Here is an 18,311-nt window from a genome sequence, read left to right on the forward strand (position 1 = left end):
GCGCTCCGGCGGGCCTGAACGGATAGTACCCACAGTCCCGGTAGCGCATGTCTGCGGCGCGTGATCGCCCGTGCCGGTAGGGCCGAAGCGGCCGCGCCGCAGGCGGAGAGCGGACTTCATCGTCAATGCCAGAAACGGGAAGCGTCGCGTCCCGTGCGCAGCGCCAGGCACGCGCCGCTGCCGCCCAGCGGGGCTCAGCGACGCGGTCGCACCCTCAGCACTCGATGACGTTGACCGCCAGGCCGCCGCGCGAGGTTTCCTTGTACTTGTCCTGCATGTCGCGGCCGGTGTCGCGCATGGTCTTGATGACCTTGTCGAGGCTGACCTTGTGCTTGCCGTCGCCGCGCATCGCCATGCGGCTGGCGTTGATCGCCTTGACCGAGCCCATCGCGTTGCGCTCGATGCACGGGATCTGCACCAGGCCGCCGATCGGATCGCAGGTCAGGCCGAGGTTGTGCTCCATGCCGATCTCGGCGGCGTTCTCGATCTGACTGACCGAACCACCGATCGCGGCGGTCAGGCCGGCTGCTGCCATCGAACAGGCCACACCGACCTCGCCCTGGCAGCCGACTTCGGCGCCGGAGATCGAGGCGTTTTCCTTGTAGAGGATGCCGACTGCGGCCGCGGTCAGCAGGAAATTGCGCACACCCTGCGCGCTGGCGCCGGGGCAGAAGCGGTCGTAGTAGTGCAGCACCGAGGGAATGATGCCGGCCGCGCCATTGGTCGGCGCGGTGACGACGCGACCGCCGGCGGCGTTCTCCTCGTTGACCGCCAACGCGTACAGGTTGACCCAGTCGAGCGTGGTCAACGGATCACGCATCGCCGCCTCGGGTTTGGTGGACAGTTCGGCATACAGCGCCGGTGCGCGCCGCGACACGTGCAGGCCGCCGGGCAGCGTGCCCTTCTCGCGGATGCCGCGGTTGACGCAGGCCTGCATCGCCGTCCAGATCTCGTCGAGGCCGCTGTCGATCTCCTCGCGCGTGCGCCAGACCTGCTCGTTGGCGTACATCAGCTCGGCGATGCTCAGGCCGCTGGCCTTGCACTGCGCGATCAGTTCGTCGCCGGAATGGAACGGGTAGGGCAGTTGCGTCTCGTCGGCGACGATGCGGTCTTCGGCCGCTTCGTCCTGGTTGACCACGAAGCCACCGCCGACCGAGTAATAGTCACGCGTGGCGATCACGTGGCCGTCGGCGTCGAAGGCGGTGAAACGCATGCCGTTGGTGTGAAACGGCAGCTTCTGCCGCTTGTTCATGATCAGGTCGTGCTTTTCGTCGAAGCCGATCTCGTGCTGCCCGAACAGGCGGATGCGCTTCTCGCTGCGGATGCGTTCGAGCGCGGCGGGGATGATGTCCGGGTCGATCTGATTAGGCATGTGGCCTTCCAGGCCCATCAGCACCGCCTTGTCGGTGCCGTGACCACGGCCGGTCAGGGCCAGCGAGCCGAACACCTCGGCGCGCACGCGGACGGTGCGTTGCAGGTCATTGCCCTCGCCGGTGCCGCCCTCGATCAACCAGCGCTGGATGAAACGCGCCGCGGCGCGCATCGGACCGACGGTGTGCGAGGAACTCGGTCCGATACCGATCTTGAACAGGTCGAAACTGCTGACAGCCACGTGTTGCTCCGACGGATGAGAGGCCCCATGGCGGCTGGCTTTGGGGCGATGCCGTTATTCTACGCGCGCCCTCGGGCTCGTTCCCGCCATACCGTGGCGCATTGCCGATGCCACTCCGATGCCGATGCCATGTCTCATCTGAAGCTGTTCCAGCGCGACGACTGCCACCTCTGCGATCTGGCCCTGGAAGTGCTGGCCAACGCGCGTTCGCCGGATTTCGAGAGCGTCTTCATCGACGACGACGATGCGCTGGAAGCGCGTTACGGCATCCGCGTGCCGGTGCTGCGCGACGAGGCGCGGGGCGTGGAGCTGGATTGGCCGTTCGATGTGGACGCGCTGGGGCGATTCCTGGCGCGCTGAATTCGCTCGGCACCGACGTCCTGACAGCAGGACGGCGCACTCCGGGCGCGCCGTCTTGCGTGGGCCGGGGCAGCGATCACTTCGCCGGGGCGAAGACGACCTTGGTGCTCACCGCCACTTCGTTCGGGATCAGGCCAGTGTCCGCCCAATCGCCGCTGCCGACGCCGAAGTCCAGGCGCTTGACCGTGGCCTTGCCGCTCAGCACCGGTTGCGTGCCCGGGGTCCAGGTGAAGGTCAGGGTGACCGGCTTGCTGACGCCGCGCAGGCTCAACGTGCCGTCGGCGGCGTACTGGTTGCCGCCGAGGCTGCGGAACCTGCTGGCGGTGTAGCGCGCCTGCGGGAACTTGGCGACGCTGAAGAATGCGCTGCCCTTGAGTTCGCTGTCGCGGTCGTTGTTGGCGGTGGTCACGCCGGCCAGCGGGATGGTCACGTCGAGCTTGGACGCGGCCAGTTGCTGCGGGTCGAAGCTGAACCTGGTGGCGAAGCTCGGGAAGCGACCGCTGAACACCTCGCCTTCGTACTGGGTGGCGAAGGTCAGGCTGGAACCGGGCGCCTGCACGTAGTCGGCAGCGAAGGCCGGTGCAGTGAAGGCCAGGGCAGCGGCGAGCAACAGGGGCTTGAACGACATCAGCGAATCTCCGAAGCGGTGACAGAGGGGGCAACAGCGCTGCGATCGCGACGTCCCGGCAACATGCGGGTCAGCGTGGCGTCGCGCTGGAACAGGTGGTGGTAAAACGCGGCGCCGGCGTGCACCGCGACCAGCGCGACCAGCATCCAGAACAGCCATTCGTGGGTGTCACGCAGCAGCGGTTGCAGTTCCTGGCTGGGTGCGGCGAGCTTGGGCAGCTTGAACAGGCCGAACCAGCGCAGCGGGCGCAGTCCGCTGACCGAGTCGTACAGCCAGCCCGACAGCGGCACCGCGAACACCATCGCGTACAGCAGCCAGTGGGTGACCGTGGCGATGCGCTCCTGCCAGCGCGGCGTGCCCGCCACCGGCTGCGGCGCGCCGGCATACGCGCGCCACAGCAGGCGCAGCAGCACCAGCGCGAGCACGGTCAGGCCGGTCGACTTGTGCAGGTCGTAGACCCAGAAATAGCGCGGCGACTTGGGCAGCTCGACCATGACCAGGCCGACCACGGCCATGATCAGGATCAGCAGCACGGTCAGCCAATGCAGCAACTGGCTGATCGTGCCCCAGCGGTCGGCGGTGTTCCTCAGGGTCATGGTGTCGGTTCCGGTGCGGGCGATGGGGTGTTCTGGGAAGCGGGGTCGGGCGGCGGAATCGGTTCGCCTGCCGGTTCGGCCGGTATCAGCGGCGGGCGTGCGTCGTCCGTCTCATCGTCGGGTCCGTTGCGGCTGCGCACCGCCTCGGCCTCGATGCGCAGCTCGACGCAGTCGCCGATCACGTTCTTCCAGGCGTCGATGCCGAAGTCGCTGCGACTGATCGTCGCGGTCGCCGAAAACCCCGCGGTACGGCGGAACGGCGGCAACGGGTGACGCTTGATCGCGTTGAGGGTGACGTCCAGGCACAGCGGCCGCGTCACGCCGCGCAGGCGGAGATCGCCGCAGACCCGGGCCCGGTCGGCCGCGACTGGCTCGACCGCGGTTGAAACAAAATGCGCCTCGGGATGGTGCTCGCCATCGAGCAGGTTGGCGGCCAGCGCGGCGGTGTTCCACTTGGTATCGCCCAGGTCGAGCCGCTGCAACGGCACGCGCACGTCGAGCCGCGCGCTGCGCCAGTCGTCGCGGTCGAACACCAGCACGCCGCTGCTGCCCGACACCGTGCCCAGCGCCTTGGAGAAGCCGGCGTGTTCGATCGCGAACAGCACGCGCGTGTGCACCGGGTCCAGGGTGTAGGTGTCTGCCGCGGCGACCGCGGAGAACGGCAGCCAGGCGGCGAGGGCGGCAGCGGCGGCGCGAGGCCAGGGCATCGAACAGGGCTCCACAGCAGGGCGAGGTCGGGACGATTCTAGGCGCAGGCGGGTGAACCCACCGGCTGCCGTTTGCAACGGAACGTTGCGCACCGCACGGGAACCCCGGATGCAGGCGCCGACTTGCGCCGCAAGGCGCTGATCGCCGAGCCTAGTGGCTGGGGACGGAACTGGCCGGAGAAGGACGCCATGCTGGCAAGAGGGATCGTGCTGCTGTTGCTTGCGCTCTCGGTGGGGTGGCCGGCGTATGCGGGTCTGCCGGAAACGCCGCGCCCGCGCCAGCTGACCGTGGCCGACGGGCTGCCCTCCAACCGAATCAACGGCATCACCGAGGACCACAACGGCTACCTGTGGATCGCCACCAGCGACGGCCTGGCCCGTTACGACGGCATAGGCTTCCGCATCTGGCGCGCCGAGGACGGTCTGCGCGACAACTTCGTCTGGGCGGTCCACGTGGACGCGCGCAACCGCGTATGGGCCGGCACCAGCCAGGCCGGGTTGGCGATGCTCGATGTCGACCGCAAACAGTTCCGCTTCTTTGATCGCAGCAACACGCCGGCGATGGGCAGCGACACCGTCTGGTCGATTGCGTCGACGCCGGATGCGGCGCTGTGGTTCGGTACGGCATCCGGCGGCTTGCACCGGCTCGCTGCGGACGGCGCGGTCACCCGCTACATGCCCCGTGCCGGCGACCCGCGCAGCCTGCCGAGCGCCGAGATCGGGCAACTCGTGGTGGCGCCCGACGGCGCCCTGTGGATCGGCACCAAGGCCGGCGTGGCGCGCTGGACCGGTCGCGATTTCGAGCGCGTCCCCGAGTCGGCGCTGAGCGCTTCGGCGATCAACGGCATCACCGTCGAGTCCGATGGCACGCTGTGGTTCGGCACGCCGCGCGGGGTGGCCGTGCGCCGTCCCAGTGGTGGTTATGCCGCCACGCCGTGGGCCGATGCCGGCATGACCGACACGATCCTGCACGTGCTGCTGCGCGATCGCAGCGGTCAGTACTGGTTCGATATTCCGCAGGGACTGGGCCGCGACAACGACGGCGTGCTCGGCGTGGTGCCGCTGTACAGCGAGGTCTCGCAAGGCCTGGTGCGCCCGGCCTGGGTCGGTGCGTACCAGGACCGCGAAGGCGGCTTGTGGTTCGCCAGCTACACCAGCGGCCTGTGGTATCTGCCGGTGCACTGGCGGCAATTCGCCGTGTTGTCACGTCGCGTCGACGACCCGGCGTCGCTGGCCAATGCCCATGTCCGCGGCATCGCCCCGGCGGCCAACGGCGACATGTGGCTGGTGGGCAGCGGCGGCGTGCTCGACCGACTCGACCCCGAAACCGGCACGGTCCGGCATGTCGCCCGCGATATCGGCGACGGCTACGTCCTGGCCAATGTCCTGGAGGACCGCAGCGGTGCGGTCTGGGTGAGTTTCGTCGACGGCCTGGCCCGGGTCGATCCGGCCAGCGGGCGTGTCGAGCGCTGGGCCGCGGGCAGTGCCCAGGATGCGCCACCGAGCGGCGAGAGCATGCTCGCTGAAACCGGCGACGGTCTGATCTGGCTGGCCGAGGAGCGCGGCATCGTGCAGGCGCGCGACACGGACGGACACGTACGCGAATCGTTGAGTGCCGGCGACGGCCGGGGCCTGCCCAAGGGCCTCTTCATCGAGCAGATCGGCCGCGGACCGGATGGGTCGTTGTGGGTGGCCGGGTCGCAGGGCGTGTCGATGTGGAACGCCGGCGCGCGCCGTTTCGAGGCGGTGCCCGGTGCCTCAGCCCGGCACACCCACGGCTTCGCAATCGAAAATGAAAAGCGAGTGTGGCTGGCGCGGCTGGGTGTGTTGGAAGCCTACCGCTGGGACGGTGCCTCGTTGCAGCCGGAATCGGGCGTGGACACACGTCAGGGCCTGCCCCTGATCGCGCCGAGTGGCGTCACGATCGATCGCACGGGCGTGCTCTGGGTCAGCAGCGTGCGCGGCCTGATCCGGGTCGATCCGGCCGGCAAGTCGGTACGCATCTACGGAGTGCGCGATGGCCTGCCCAGCCAGGAGTTCGACACCAGGCCGGTGCCGCGGCCGAGTGACGGCCGCATCCTGGTCGGTAGCCCGGAAGGGCTGGTGCTGTTCGATCCGGCGGTGGTGCGTCCGGGCACACAGACGCCGCACCTGATCATCGAAAGCGTCGACGCGCGCCGCCAGGACCGGCGGGTGCCGTTCTTTCCCGGACGCCCGTTCCGCATCGAGCACGACGACCGCGACCTGCGCATCGTCGCGCGCCTGCTGTCGTTCAACGACGCGCGCAATCACGTCTACCGCTTTCGCCTGAACGGCTACGACGACGACTGGGTCGAGGTCGGCGCCAGCGGCGAGCGCGTGTTCTCGCAGCTCAAGCCGGGTGACTACCGTCTGCAGGTGTCGGCGCGCACTGCCGACAACGTCTGGTCCGCGGCGCAGGCGGTCGCGTTCACCGTGGCGCCGCCGTGGTGGCAGACCTGGCCGGCGATCGTCGGTTTCATGGGTCTGGCGCTGCTGCTGGTGTGGTGGCTGGCCGATGCCTACCGCATGCGCCTCAAGCGCAAGCATGCCTGGCAGCTGGCGCAACACGAGCGCGAGATCGCCAAGCAGGCCTCGCTGGCCAAGACCCAGTTCCTGGCCACGCTGGGTCACGAGGTGCGCACGCCGATGACCGGTGTGCTCGGCATGAGCGAGTTGCTGCTCGACACGCCGCTCGACCCGCAGCAGCGTGGCTACACCGAGTCGATCCGCCGCGCCGGTCAGCACCTGCTGCGGCTGGTCAACGACGCGCTCGACCTGGCGCGGATCGAGTCGGGCAAGCTCGAATTGACCGAACAGCCGTTCGACCTGCGCGCGCTGGTCGAGGAGGCCGCCGGGCTGATGGCGCCTCTGGCGCGCCAGCGCGGCCTGGCCTTCAGCGTCGACATCGCGGCGGATGCGCCGCACGGCCTGCGCGGCGACGGCAGCCGCGTTTGCCAGATCCTGCTCAACCTGCTCGGCAACGCGATCAAGTTCACCGAGCACGGCTCGGTCAGTCTGCGGGTTGGCGCGTTGACACCCCAAGGCGTGCACTTCGAGATCGTCGACACCGGCCCGGGCCTCAACGAGGAGCAGAAGACGCGCCTGTTCCGTCGTTTCGAGCAGGCCGAAGGCGCACGCACCTCGGCGCGCTACGGCGGCAGCGGCCTTGGCCTGGCGATCTGCCAGGAACTGGCCGCGGCGATGGACGGCCAGATCCGTGTCGACAGCACCCCCGGCGAAGGTGCGTGCTTCGTGGTCGACTTGCCGCTGCCGGCCGCACCGGTGCCGTCGCGGCAGGTGGTGGAGGTCGACTTCGCATCGCGGCGCAGGTCGTTGGCGTTGTTGCTGGTCGAGGACGACCCGACCGTGGCCGAGGTCATCGCCGGCCTGTTGCGCGCGCAGGGGCACCACGTCACCCACGTCGGCCATGCCTTGGCGGCGCTGACCGAAGCGGCGACCGCCTCGTTCGACGCGGCCCTGCTCGACCTCGACCTGCCGGGCCTGGATGGCCTGGCACTGGCGCGGCAACTGCGCGCGCAGGGTTTCGAGCGGCCGCTGCTGGCGATCACCGCGCGTGCCGATGCCGACGCCGAACCGCAGGCGATGGCCGCGGGGTTCCACGGTTTCCTGCGCAAGCCGGTGACCGGCGCGATGCTGGCGGGGTTGCTGGAAGGCGCGGGCGGCCGCCCCTAGGCGAGACGGCCGCAGATCATAGAGCTCAGCGGGCGCTGAGCTCGTGCACCGCCGCGACCAGCGCGGCGACGTGGTCGGGGCTCATGTCCGGCGACATGCCATGGCCGAGGTTGAACACGTGGCCCTCGCGCGAGCCGCCGTTGCCGGCGGCGTAGCTGTCGAGCGCACGGCCGACTTCGCGACGGATCGCCTCTGGCTGCGCGTACAGGGTGACCGGGTCGAGGTTGCCCTGGATCGCGACGCGGCCGCCGGTGCGGCGTGCGGCATCGCCCAGCTCGACAGTCCAGTCGACGCCGACGCCTTCGGCGCCGCTGGCGGCGAGTTCTTCCAGGTAGGCGCCGTTGCCCTTGCCGAACAGGATCAACGGTGCGCTGTTGTCACCGTCACCGCGCGGCAGCTCCTGGGCAATGCGGTTGAGGTAACGCAGCGAGAACTCGCGGTACATCGCCGGTGACAGCACGCCGCCCCAGGTATCGAACACCTGCAACGCCTGCGCGCCGGCCAGGCGCTGCGCGTTGAGGTAGGCGATCACCGCATCGGTGACGACCTCGAGCAGCCGGTGCATCGCCGCCGGCTCGTTGAGCGCCAGTGACTTCACCTTGGAATAGTTGTCGCTGCCGCCGCCCTCGATCATGTAGCAGGCCAGTGTCCACGGGCTGCCGGAGAAGCCGATCAGCGGCACAGTGTTGTCGAGCTCGCGGCGGATCGTGCGCACCGCGTCCATCACATAACGCAGCTCGGTCTCCATGTCCGGCACGGCGAGGCGGGCGATGTCGGCGGCCGAGCGCACCGGGCGCTCGAACTTCGGGCCTTCGCCCTCGACGAAATACAGCCCCAGGCCCATCGCGTCGGGCACGGTGAGGATGTCGGAGAACAGGATCGCCGCGTCGAGCGGAAAGCGGCGCAGCGGCTGCAGGGTGACCTCGCAGGCCAGCTCCGGGTTCTTCGCCATCGCCAGGAAGCTGCCGGCCGCGGCGCGGGTGGCGCGGTATTCCGGCAGGTAGCGGCCGGCCTGGCGCATCAGCCACACCGGCGTCCTGTCGACACTCTCGCGGCGCAGGGCGCGCAGGAAGCGATCGTTCTTGAGGGCGGATACGGACGTCGGCGGAGCGGGGGCTGCGGTCATTCGGGATCCTCGCGCGCGTGGGGCGCAAACTGGGGGCGGCATTATCGCCGTTGGCGCCCGCCGGAGCAGCGGGCCAGGCCGGCACGGGCGCACCGGTGTGTTTCATCCGGCATGCGACCGCTATTTCGGGGACTCGCTGCCCTGCGCGAACATCAGCTGGAAACCCCGTTTGAGCTGCAGATCGCGGGCGTGTTCGAGCGCGCTGAACGCGCTGTCGCGGTCGAGGAACTGCTCGCGCCGCAACGTGCTGCGGCCGCCGATCTGGCCCGACTCGCGCACCAGCGTCCACCCGCCCAGCAGGTCGGGTTGCAGCATCAGTTGCACGAAGCGCGGAGCCTCGCGGCCGTCGGGCCGTTGTTGCAGGAGCAGTCGCATCGACAGGAATTGTACGGGAGCCGGGGCTCCTGCCGCGTCGCAGCGCTTGCTCGTCCCGACGGACCCGGCTGGGGCTTGCTTCTCCCCTCGTGGCGACTACAGGCAGTGCAAGGCTGGGAAGGTGCCCGAAGTGCGGAGAGGGGGCTTCAGCCCGCAGCCAGCGCCGCGATCACGGCGTCGTCGGCGACCCCGGAGACCACCCGCGCCGCGCCCGCTTTGTCCCACAGCACGAAGCGCAGGCCGGCGGCGTCGGCTTTCTTGTCCAGGCGCATGCGCGCGAGCAGGGCCTGTGCATCAAGCCCGGCCGGGATCGTGGTCGGCAGCCCGAACCGCTGCAGCAGCGCGGTCAGGCGCTGGGCATCGGCCACCGGAGCCCGTCCCAGCGCGGCCGACAGCCGCGTCGCCAGCACCATTCCGACCGCGACCGCCTCGCCGTGGTTGAGGCCGCCGCCGTGGGTGCCGGCATAGCCCTGCTCGGTCTCGATCGCATGACCGAAGGTGTGGCCGAAGTTGAGCATGGCGCGGTCGCCGTGCTCGTAGGGATCGCGCGCGACCACCTCGGCCTTGTACGTGCAGCTGCGCGCGATGGCCTCGGCCAGCGTCGCGTCGTCGCGGGCGAGGAGGGCATCGGCGTGCGCTTCCAGCCAATCGAGGAACGTCGCATCGAAGATCGCGCCGTACTTGACCACCTCGGCCAGGCCGGCGCGCAGTTCGCGATCGGGCAGGCTGCGCAGCGCGGCGGTGTCGGCGATCACCGCGCGCGGCGGGTGGAACGCGCCGACCAGGTTCTTGCCCGCCGGCAGATCGACCGCGGTCTTGCCGCCGACCGAGGAGTCGACCATGGCCAGCAGCGTGGTCGGCAGCTGCACGCAGTCGATGCCGCGCATCCAGCAGGCCGCCACGAAGCCGGCGAGGTCGCCGACCACGCCGCCGCCGAGCGCCAGCACGGTGGCATCGCGGGTCGCACCCAGCGCGGACAGGGCGTCCAGGCACTGCGTGAAGCGCACCAGGGTCTTTTCCTGTTCGCCGGCCGGAATCACGAAACGCGTCAGGGCCAGTCCCGGCCGCGCCTCGCGCAGCGCGCCTTCGACGCGATCGGCGTACAGCGGCGCGACGTTCTCGTCGCTGACCAGCAGGGCATGGCGGCCGCGCACGTACTGGGCGATGCGCGGCCCGTCCGCCAGCAGCTGCGGGCCGATGCTGATGGTGTAGCTGGCCACGCCTTCGACTTCGACCCGCCGCAGTGCGTTCATGCCGTCACCCCGCTGCGCTGCCAATGCGATTCCAGGAGATGGGCGAGCCGCAGCGCCGCATCGGCCGCGCTGATTTGATCGGTGTCGAAGCTCAAGTCGGCGACCTCGGCATAGAGCGGTGCGCGCAGGATGGCCAACTCACGCAGTACCTGCTCGCGGTCACCGCGGGCGAGCAGCGGCCGGGTGCGGTCACGGGCCAGGCGCTCGAGTTGTTGTTCGACGCTCACCTGCAGGTGCACCACGAAGCCACGCTCGCGCAGCAGCCGGCGGTTGTCGGCGTCGAGCACCGCGCCGCCGCCGGTGGCGAGCAGCACGCCGTCGCCGGCCAGCACCTCGGCCAGGGCCGCGCGCTCGCGGTCGCGGAAGCCGGCCTCGCCCTCGCACTCGAAGATGGTCGCCACGCTGGCGCCGCTGCGCTGTTCGATCTCGCGGTCGGCGTCGGCCAGGTGCAGGCCGAAACGCTCGGCCAAGTGCCGGCCGATGCAGGTTTTTCCGGCGCCCATCGGGCCGATCAGGATCAGGTTGCTGGCGGGGTTCATGAGGGGATTGTAGCCAGCCACGCCGCCGCCGGCGGTGCTTGCGTGGCCTTAACGAGACGCGGGGTACGGTCGCGATTCCGGTGGCCTGCCCCGATGGCATGCCGCTTGCCGGAGTCAGCCGTTCACCAGCCCGGGAGAATCACCATGTCGGTAGCCAAGGTCATCGAACTGAACGCCTCGTCGAAGACGAGCATGGAAGACGCGGTCAAGACCGGTCTCAAGAAATGCGCCGAGTCGGTCAAGAACATCAAGGGCGCGTGGGTCAACGAACTCAAGGTCGTCACCGACGACAACGGCAATGTCACCGAGTGGCGGGTGAACCTGAAAGTCAGTTTTGTCGTGCAGTGACGGCGCTGCATGCCTTCAAGGCGATAGGCAAGGCGGCGCTAATGCCAAAGGGCGCCGCTGCGCATCCAGGTGCAGCGTGCGTTCGGCCAGCGTCGGCAGGCACTCCAGCGAGTGCCGGCTGACGCGTTCGAACAACTGCACGAAACGCTCCAACTGCGGCCTGGTCATGGCCCGGCGTTGCGGTTGCGCGGCCTGCAGCGACTGTTCCTGCTGCCAGCGCCAGGCCGGTACGACCTCGAAGCCCGGTGCCTGCAACCACAGCAGCCGGTCCAGTCGCGCCCACAGCGCCGGATAGTCGCGGCCCAGTGCTTCGTTGCAGTGGTGCCGCCAGCGGCCGTCGCCGTCCTCGTCGCGCTCGAGTGCGTTGATCGGTTCGATCAGTGCAGGGCCAGCCTGCGGCGGCGTCTTCAGGAACCAGCCCTCGAACAGCACCAGCTCGACGGCGCGCACGTGCGGCCAGCGTGACGGTGGCAGGCGCGTGTCGGCGAGCTTGTCGAAGCGCGGCAGCCGTGTCGGCCGCCCCGCACGCAGGGCGTCGAGCACCTCGCAGGCCAGCGCCACCTCGTGCGTGCCCGGTGGCCCGCGTGTGGCCAGCAGCGGATGGGTCGTGCGCGCCAGCCGTTGCCGTTCGCGCCGTCCCAGGTAGAAATCGTCCACCGACAGCGTCGCCACGGCCAGTCCGCGCGTGCGGGCGAGGGCCGCGACCTGCGCCGCCAGCGTCGACTTGCCGCTGCCCTGCACGCCACCGATCGCATAGATGCGGCTGCCGTGGGCGAGTGCGTCGTCGAGCACGCGGCCGACGACATCGGCGGCGTAGCCGGTCGTGACACAGGGATGCGGCCGTGGCGACATCGGCCCACAATAGCGCAATGACCACGACCGCCCCGCCGCTTGCGCAAGCCCTCGCTACGTTCGCCCAGTTGTTCGAGGAAGCGCACGCCGCCGGCGAGCCCGACCCGACCGCGATGACGCTCGCCACCGCCACGCTCGACGCGCGGCCATCGGCCCGCACGGTGCTGCTCAAGGCCCACGATGCGCGCGGTTTCGTTTTCTATACCCATCTCGACGGCCGCAAGGGCCGCGAGTTGCAGGCCAATCCGCATGCGGCCCTGCTGTTCCACTGGCCGCGCGTGCGCCAGGGCGTGCAGGTGCGCATCGAGGGCGCGGTGGAAATCGTCTCCGACGCGGAGGCCGATGCCTACTTCGCCACGCGCCCGCGTGGCAGCCAGTTGGGCGCATGGGCGTCGAAACAATCCGAGACGCTGGACGCGCGCGAGACGTTCGAGCAGCGCTACGCCCAGGCCGAGCGAGAGTTCGACGGCCGCGACGTACTGCGCCCACCGCGCTGGACTGGCCTGCGCGTGCGGCCGCAGGCGATCGAGTTCTGGTACGGCGCCAGCTTCCGCCTGCACGAGCGCCAGCTTTACGAATGCGACGTGGCGGGCGAGTGGCACAAGCGGATGTTGTTTCCGTGAACGGCCGGGAATCGGGTGCCGGGAATCGGGTGCCGGAAAAACGGCAGGCCGCTTCAATCGATTCTCCATTCCCGATTCCCCATTCACGGCTTTCGGGCCCGCAACGCATCGTCTGCCTCACCGAGGAACCGACCGAGACGCTGTACGCGCTTGGCGAGCAGCACCGCATCGTCGGCATCAGCGGTTTCACCGTGCGTCCGGCGATCGCGCGCAAGCAGAAGCCGAAGGTCAGCGCCTTCACCAGCGCCAAGATCGGCGAGATCCTCAAGCTGCAACCGGATTTCGTGATCGGCTTCTCCGACATCCAGGCGGAGATCGCGGCCGAGTTGATCAAGCACGGCGTCGAGGTCTGGATCAGCAACCACCGCAGCGTCGCCGGCATCCTCGACTACATCCGCCGGCTCGGCGCGCTGGTCGGCGTAGCCGACAAGGCCAATGCCTATGCCGATGAATTGCAGCGCGGCCTCGACGCGGTCGCGCTCGCGGCGGCCGCTCTGCCGTGCCGGCCCAAGGTCTATTTCGAGGAATGGGACGAGCCGCTGATCAGCGGCATCGGCTGGGTCGCCGAGCTGGTGCGTATCGCCGGTGGCGATGACGTGTTCCCGGAACGCGCGGCCGAGCCGCTGGCCAAGCAGCGCATCCTCGAAGACCCGGACGAGGTGGTCCGGCGCGCACCGGATATCATCCTGGGTTCGTGGTGCGGGAAGAAGTTCCGCCCCGACAAGGTGGCCGCACGACCGGGCTGGGACGCGATTCCGGCGGTGCGCGCGGGCGAACTGCACGAGATCAAATCGCCGATCATCCTGCAGCCCGGACCGGCGGCACTGACCGAGGGCGTGCACGAGATCGCGGCGATCGTGCAGGCTTGGGCGCAGCGTGCGCGTTGAGCCAGCAGCGGCTCAGCGTGGAAAAAACTCGCGGCTGAACTGCATCGTCGAAGCCGCGCCGCCGTCGCGGACGATGGCGAGGTCGAAGCGCAGGGTTTCCGGCGGCGAAATCGCCACTGTGCCGACGTAGTCGAGCAACCCGCCGCTGCGCAGCTCGCGCAGCTCGATCGCGTGGCGACGACCGCGCAGGTCGGTGGCGGTGGCGGTGATCCGCGCCGGCAGCGACACCTCCTGCGCCTCGGGCCCTTGCCGCACCGCGACCAGCAGCATCACCGTAGTGTCGGCACGGGCGATGTCGTACTGGCGGGCTATCGCCGGGCTCAGGGTCGAGGTCTGCATCACGCTGGCGCGGATGCTGACGTCGCCGATGCGGGTGACCGCCTCCTGCTGTGCGGATGCGGACGTGGCCACCGGCGTCGAGGCCTCACGGCTGCAGGCGGTGGTCAGGGCCAGCAGCAGGCTCAGTGCGGCAAGGGGAAGGCGCATGGCATCGGCTCCTGAAAGCTCAATCGTTGGCGGCGGACAGTTGCCGGCCGCGTTCGGTGGCTGCCGCGATGGCACGGTCGACCAGGGCGCGAAAGCCGCCGGTCTCGAAGGACTCGACCGCGGCCTGGGTGGTGCCGCCGGGCGAAGTCACGCGCGTGCGCAGCACGTCGGCGGGTTCGTCGAGTTGGGTCAGCATGGTTGCCGCACCGAGCAGGGTCTGCTGGACCAGGGCACGGGCGGCCTGCGGCGGCAAGCCCTGGGCGATGCCGGCGGCCTGCATCGCCTCGGCCAGCAGGAACAGGTAGGCCGGGCCGCTGCCGGACACCGCGGTGACCGCGTCCATCTGCGCTTCGTCGTCGATCCACACCGTCGGCCCGACCGCATCGAGCAGGGCCGCGGCCTGGTCGCGTTGCGCGGTGTCGGTGCGGGGATTGGCATACAGGCCGGTGATGCCGACACCGAGCAGCGCCGGTGTGTTCGGCATCGCCCGCACCACCGCCAGCCCGCCGCCGAGCCAGCGCTCCAACTGCGTGACGGTGATGCCGGCTGCGATCGAGATCACGACCGGGCGCTGTGCCTGCGCGAGCGTGGCCAGCTCGGTACACACCGCGCGCATGACCTGTGGTTTGACCGCGAGCAGCCAGACGGCGGCGCCTTGCGCGGCGGCGGCGGCCTGGTCGAAGCCGGCGACGCCGAAATCGCGGTGCAGGCCGTCGCGCAGGGCGACGACCGGCTCGGCGACGCGGATCGCGGTGGCGTCGCGGCTGCGCGCGACGAGGCCGCCGATCAGGCTGCGCGCCATGTTGCCGCCGCCAATGAAGGCGATGGCACCGGCAATGGGCAATGGGGAATCGGGAATCGTCATGGTGTCCGCGGCGCAGAGAGGTTCGTGGAAAAGGATAGCCAGTGCAGCGTTGTCTCCGAAGGGGGCGGCTTCTACGGCTCCCCATTCCCCATTCCCGATTCCCGGCGTTTCCGGGCGCCGAACAAGGCGGTGCCGATACGGACCATGGTCGCACCTTCGGCGATCGCGATCGCGTAGTCGTCGCTCATGCCCATCGACAGCGTGTCGAGCTGCGGGTGGTCGGTGCGCAGGGCATCGAACAGGGCACGGGTGCGGCGGAAGGCATCGCGGCGCTGCTCGGGTTCGGGGTACGGGGTCGGGATCACCATCAGTCCGCGCAGCCGCAGCCGCGGCTCGACGGCGATGGTCTTGGCCAGCGCAATCACCTCGTGCGGCTGGCAACCGTGTTTGCTGGCCTCATCGTCGATGTTGACCTGGACCAGCACGTTCAACGGCGCCTGGTCGTCGCGGCGGTGCCGGGCCAGGGCTGCCACCAGCTTGGCGCGGTCGAGCGTGTGCACCCAGTCGAACAGCTCGGCGGCTTCCTTGGCCTTGTTCGACTGCAGGTGGCCGATCAGGTGCCACTCCAGGTCCAGCCCGGTCAGGGCAGTGCGCTTGCCGGCGGCTTCCTGGACGTAGTTCTCGCCGAACGCGCGCTGGCCGGCCGCGGCCAATTCCGCGACGGCCGTCGCATCCTGGGTCTTGCTCACCGCGAGCAGGCGCGGCGCTGGCCGTCCGGCCGCCACCGCCGCGTTGTCTAGCTGGCGCAAGATGTCGTGCAAAGCGCGTGCGCGCACGTCTCAAATCCTGTCGAAAAGGCTGGAAAAGTAACAAGGTGTGGGGGCTATACTGCCGCCAGGGGCTATTCCGTTCCAGTCGCAGTGCAGGGGAGCACGCATGGATATCGCCGAACTTCTGGCGTTTTCAGTCAAGAACAAAGCATCCGACCTGCATCTCTCGGCCGGCCTGCCGCCGATGATCCGCGTCGACGGCGACGTGCGCCGCATCAACATTCCGGCGCTCGACCACAAGCAGGTGCACGCGCTGGTCTACGACATCATGTCGGACAAGCAGCGCCGCGATTACGAAGAATTCCTCGAGGTCGACTTCTCGTTCGAGATCCCGGGCCTGGCGCGCTTCCGCGTCAACGCGTTCAACCAGAACCGCGGTGCCGGCGCGGTGTTCCGTACCATTCCGTCCGAAGTCCTCTCGCTCGAGGACCTGGGCTGCCCGCGCATCTTCAAGGAACTGATCGAGCAGCCGCAGGGCCTGATCCTGGTGACCGGCCCGACCGGTTCGGGCAAGTCGACCACGCTGGCGGCGATGATCGACCACATCAACAAGAACGAGTACGGCCACATCCTCTCGGTCGAAGACCCGATCGAGTTCGTGCACACCTCGCAGAAGTGCCTGATCAACCAGCGCGAAGTGCACCGTGATACCCACGGCTTCAACGAAGCACTGCGCTCGGCGCTGCGCGAAGACCCCGACTACATCCTGGTCGGCGAGTTGCGCGACCTGGAGACCATCCGCCTGGCGTTGACCGCCGCGGAAACCGGCCACCTGGTGTTCGGCACCCTGCACACCTCCTCGGCGGCGAAGACCGTCGACCGCATCATCGACGTGTTCCCGGCCGGCGAGAAGCCGATGGTGCGCTCGATGCTGTCCGAATCGCTGCGCGCGGTGATTTCGCAGGCGCTGCTGAAGAAGGTCGGCGGCGGCCGCACCGCGGCGTGGGAGATCATGGTTGGCATCCCGGCGATCCGTAACCTGATCCGCGAGGACAAGGTCGCGCAGATGTACTCGTCGATCCAGACCGGCCAGAACTACGGAATGATGACGCTCGACCAGCACCTGCAAGACCTGGTCAAGCGCGGCCTGATCCTGCGGCCGCAGGCGCGCGAGTACGCCAGGGACAAGCGCCTGTTCGATTGACCGCCTTGTTTTAGTTCGTCATAGCCGCGCAGGTCGGGGAGGCCGGCGGCAGGGGAGTACGCATGAACACCAGCACCACGGGCAGCAGCATCGATTTCACCTCGTTCCTCAAGCTGATGGCGCACCAGCGCGCCTCGGACTTGTTCATCACCGCCGGCATGCCGCCGTCGATGAAGGTGCACGGCAAGCTCTCGCCGATCACACAGAATCCGCTGACGCCGCAGCAGAGCCGCGACCTCGTCCTCAACGTGATGACGCCGCAGCAGCGCGAGGAGTTCGAGAAGACCCACGAGTGCAACTTCGCGATCGGCGTGTCCGGCATCGGCCGCTTCCGCGTGTCGTGCTTCTACCAGCGCAACCAGGTTGGCATGGTGCTGCGCCGGATCGAGACCAAGATCCCCACCGTCGAAGAACTCAACCTGCCGCCGATCATCAAGACGCTGGCGATGACCAAGCGCGGCATCATCATCTTCGTCGGTGCCACCGGTACCGGCAAGTCGACCTCGCTGGCGGCGATGATCGGCTACCGCAACTTCAACTCGACCGGCCACATCATCACCATCGAGGACCCGATCGAGTTCGTGCACAAGCACGAAGGCTGCATCATCACCCAGCGCGAGGTCGGCATCGACACCGACAGCTGGGACGCTGCACTGAAGAACACCCTGCGCCAAGCGCCGGACGTGATCATGATCGGCGAGGTGCGCACCCGCGAGGGCATGGACCACGCCATCGCCTTCGCCGAAACCGGTCACCTGGTGCTGTGCACGCTGCACGCCAACAACGCCAACCAGGCGATGGACCGCATCATCAACTTCTTCCCGGAAGACCGCCGCAACCAGTTGCTGATGGACCTTTCCCTGAACCTCAAGGGCGTGGTCGCGCAGCAGCTGATCCCGACCCCGGACGGCAAGGCCCGTCGTGTCGCCATGGAAATCCTGCTCGGCACGCCGCTGGTGCAGGACTACATCCGCGACGGCGAGATCCACAAGATCAAGGAAGTGATGAAGGAGTCGGTGCAGCTGGGCATGAAGACCTTCGACCAGGCCCTGTTCGAGCTGTACCAGGCCGGCGAGATCAGCTACGAGGACGCGCTGCGTTACGCCGACTCGCAGAATGAGGTGCGCCTGCGCATCAAGCTCGCCCAGGGCGGCGACGCGAAGACGCTGGCACAGGGTCTCGACGGCGTCGAGGTCGCCGAAGTGCGCTGATTGCGCTGAATTACGCTACCGCGTGACGCAGAAAGCCGGGCTATGCCCGGCTTTTTTGTGCCCGTCGTGTCGTCCATCGTGACGCATCGTTCACGGGCAGCCGGCATCCTGTGCGCCAGCGGCAATCCGTGACCTTGTACACGTTTGCGCGCCCGGCCCGTGATGACCAGGCCCGGTCAGGTGGGTTGCCGATCCGAATGTCGCGCTCCCATGGA

General features: G+C 68.8%; 19 protein-coding genes. 7 read left to right on the forward strand and 12 right to left on the reverse strand.

What is annotated here, in order from left to right; genetic code table 11:
* Positions 1-214 precede the first annotated feature (214 nt).
* Positions 215-1,612 carry an L-serine ammonia-lyase gene (locus ACFOLC_RS08120; RefSeq protein WP_386758741.1) on the reverse strand — a complete coding sequence of 466 codons (1,398 nt, stop codon included), beginning with the start codon at positions 1,610-1,612 and terminating at the stop codon, positions 215-217.
* Positions 1,613-1,741: 129 nt separating this feature from the next.
* Here ACFOLC_RS08120 and ACFOLC_RS08125 point away from each other — a divergent pair, with 129 nt between their 5' ends.
* Positions 1,742-1,972, forward strand: coding sequence for a glutaredoxin family protein (locus ACFOLC_RS08125; RefSeq protein ID WP_386758742.1), 231 nt, complete (start codon positions 1,742-1,744; stop codon positions 1,970-1,972).
* Between the two features lie 76 nt (positions 1,973-2,048).
* Here ACFOLC_RS08125 and ACFOLC_RS08130 read toward each other — a convergent pair whose 3' ends face one another.
* Genes ACFOLC_RS08130 through ACFOLC_RS08140 form a run of 3 tightly spaced genes read right to left on the reverse strand, consistent with a single transcriptional unit; the run spans position 2,049 to position 3,903 of the window.
* Positions 2,049-2,600: a YceI family protein gene (locus ACFOLC_RS08130; RefSeq protein WP_386758743.1), complete on the reverse strand. Its 552-nt coding sequence runs from the start codon at positions 2,598-2,600 to the stop codon at positions 2,049-2,051.
* Complete coding sequence (locus ACFOLC_RS08135) at positions 2,600-3,196, reverse strand: cytochrome b (RefSeq protein ID WP_386758744.1); 597 nt, start codon at positions 3,194-3,196, stop codon at positions 2,600-2,602. Before ACFOLC_RS08135 ends, ACFOLC_RS08130 begins: the two co-directional genes overlap by 1 nt.
* Complete coding sequence (locus ACFOLC_RS08140; protein WP_386758745.1) at positions 3,193-3,903, reverse strand: YceI family protein; 711 nt, start codon at positions 3,901-3,903, stop codon at positions 3,193-3,195. Before ACFOLC_RS08140 ends, ACFOLC_RS08135 begins: the two co-directional genes overlap by 4 nt.
* A 189-nt stretch (positions 3,904-4,092) precedes the next feature.
* Here ACFOLC_RS08140 and ACFOLC_RS08145 point away from each other — a divergent pair, with 189 nt between their 5' ends.
* Positions 4,093-7,617, forward strand: coding sequence for an ATP-binding protein (locus ACFOLC_RS08145; RefSeq protein ID WP_386758746.1), 3,525 nt, complete (start codon positions 4,093-4,095; stop codon positions 7,615-7,617).
* Between the two features lie 25 nt (positions 7,618-7,642).
* On the opposite strand, the gene hemE is transcribed toward ACFOLC_RS08145, so the two are convergent.
* The 4 genes from hemE to ACFOLC_RS08165 all read right to left on the reverse strand — a co-directional run bounded on the left by hemE (position 7,643) and on the right by ACFOLC_RS08165 (position 10,910).
* On the reverse strand, positions 7,643-8,743 hold the full coding sequence (gene hemE / locus ACFOLC_RS08150) for a uroporphyrinogen decarboxylase (protein ID WP_386758747.1): 1,101 nt from the start codon (positions 8,741-8,743) through the stop codon (positions 7,643-7,645).
* A gap of 120 nt (positions 8,744-8,863) precedes the next feature.
* Positions 8,864-9,118, reverse strand: a complete 255-nt coding sequence (locus tag ACFOLC_RS08155; RefSeq protein ID WP_386758748.1) for a hypothetical protein — start codon at positions 9,116-9,118, stop codon at positions 8,864-8,866.
* Positions 9,119-9,264: 146 nt separating this feature from the next.
* On the reverse strand, positions 9,265-10,371 hold the full coding sequence (gene aroB, locus ACFOLC_RS08160) for a 3-dehydroquinate synthase (protein WP_386758749.1): 1,107 nt from the start codon (positions 10,369-10,371) through the stop codon (positions 9,265-9,267).
* Positions 10,368-10,910, reverse strand: a complete 543-nt coding sequence (locus ACFOLC_RS08165; RefSeq protein ID WP_386758750.1) for a shikimate kinase — start codon at positions 10,908-10,910, stop codon at positions 10,368-10,370. The genes aroB and ACFOLC_RS08165 overlap by 4 nt, the downstream gene beginning before the upstream one ends.
* A gap of 144 nt (positions 10,911-11,054) precedes the next feature.
* Here ACFOLC_RS08165 and ACFOLC_RS08170 point away from each other — a divergent pair, with 144 nt between their 5' ends.
* Positions 11,055-11,258, forward strand: coding sequence for a dodecin family protein (locus ACFOLC_RS08170; protein WP_386758751.1), 204 nt, complete (start codon positions 11,055-11,057; stop codon positions 11,256-11,258).
* Between the two features lie 15 nt (positions 11,259-11,273).
* On the opposite strand, the gene ACFOLC_RS08175 is transcribed toward ACFOLC_RS08170, so the two are convergent.
* Entirely contained in the window at positions 11,274-12,110 is an 837-nt protein-coding gene (locus ACFOLC_RS08175; protein ID WP_386758752.1) for a kinase, read from the reverse strand.
* 17 nt (positions 12,111-12,127) lie between these two features.
* Here ACFOLC_RS08175 and pdxH point away from each other — a divergent pair, with 17 nt between their 5' ends.
* Positions 12,128-12,733 (forward strand): pyridoxamine 5'-phosphate oxidase, encoded by a 606-nt coding sequence (gene pdxH / locus ACFOLC_RS08180; protein ID WP_386758753.1) that lies wholly within the window; start codon positions 12,128-12,130, stop codon positions 12,731-12,733.
* Between the two features lie 74 nt (positions 12,734-12,807).
* On the forward strand, positions 12,808-13,620 hold the full coding sequence (locus ACFOLC_RS08185; RefSeq protein WP_386759029.1) for an ABC transporter substrate-binding protein: 813 nt from the start codon (positions 12,808-12,810) through the stop codon (positions 13,618-13,620).
* 12 nt (positions 13,621-13,632) lie between these two features.
* Here the strand turns inward: ACFOLC_RS08185 and ACFOLC_RS08190 are convergent, their stop codons facing one another.
* From ACFOLC_RS08190 to ACFOLC_RS08200, 3 genes are all read right to left on the reverse strand, one after another.
* Positions 13,633-14,106: a DUF4426 domain-containing protein gene (locus ACFOLC_RS08190; protein ID WP_386758754.1), complete on the reverse strand. Its 474-nt coding sequence runs from the start codon at positions 14,104-14,106 to the stop codon at positions 13,633-13,635.
* Between the two features lie 19 nt (positions 14,107-14,125).
* Positions 14,126-14,971 carry a pyrroline-5-carboxylate reductase gene (gene proC, locus ACFOLC_RS08195; RefSeq protein WP_386758755.1) on the reverse strand — a complete coding sequence of 282 codons (846 nt, stop codon included), beginning with the start codon at positions 14,969-14,971 and terminating at the stop codon, positions 14,126-14,128.
* 71 nt (positions 14,972-15,042) lie between these two features.
* Positions 15,043-15,747 carry a YggS family pyridoxal phosphate-dependent enzyme gene (locus ACFOLC_RS08200; protein ID WP_386758756.1) on the reverse strand — a complete coding sequence of 235 codons (705 nt, stop codon included), beginning with the start codon at positions 15,745-15,747 and terminating at the stop codon, positions 15,043-15,045.
* Between the two features lie 100 nt (positions 15,748-15,847).
* On the opposite strand from ACFOLC_RS08200, the gene ACFOLC_RS08205 reads away from it, so the two are divergent.
* Positions 15,848-16,885 (forward strand): type IV pilus twitching motility protein PilT, encoded by a 1,038-nt coding sequence (locus ACFOLC_RS08205; RefSeq protein WP_386758757.1) that lies wholly within the window; start codon positions 15,848-15,850, stop codon positions 16,883-16,885.
* Between the two features lie 62 nt (positions 16,886-16,947).
* Positions 16,948-18,096: a PilT/PilU family type 4a pilus ATPase gene (locus tag ACFOLC_RS08210; protein ID WP_386758758.1), complete on the forward strand. Its 1,149-nt coding sequence runs from the start codon at positions 16,948-16,950 to the stop codon at positions 18,094-18,096.
* Positions 18,097-18,311 lie beyond the last annotated feature (215 nt).

This window comes from Lysobacter cavernae, from assembly GCF_042648505.1.
Lineage (GTDB): Bacteria > Pseudomonadota > Gammaproteobacteria > Xanthomonadales > Xanthomonadaceae > Lysobacter_L > Lysobacter_L cavernae.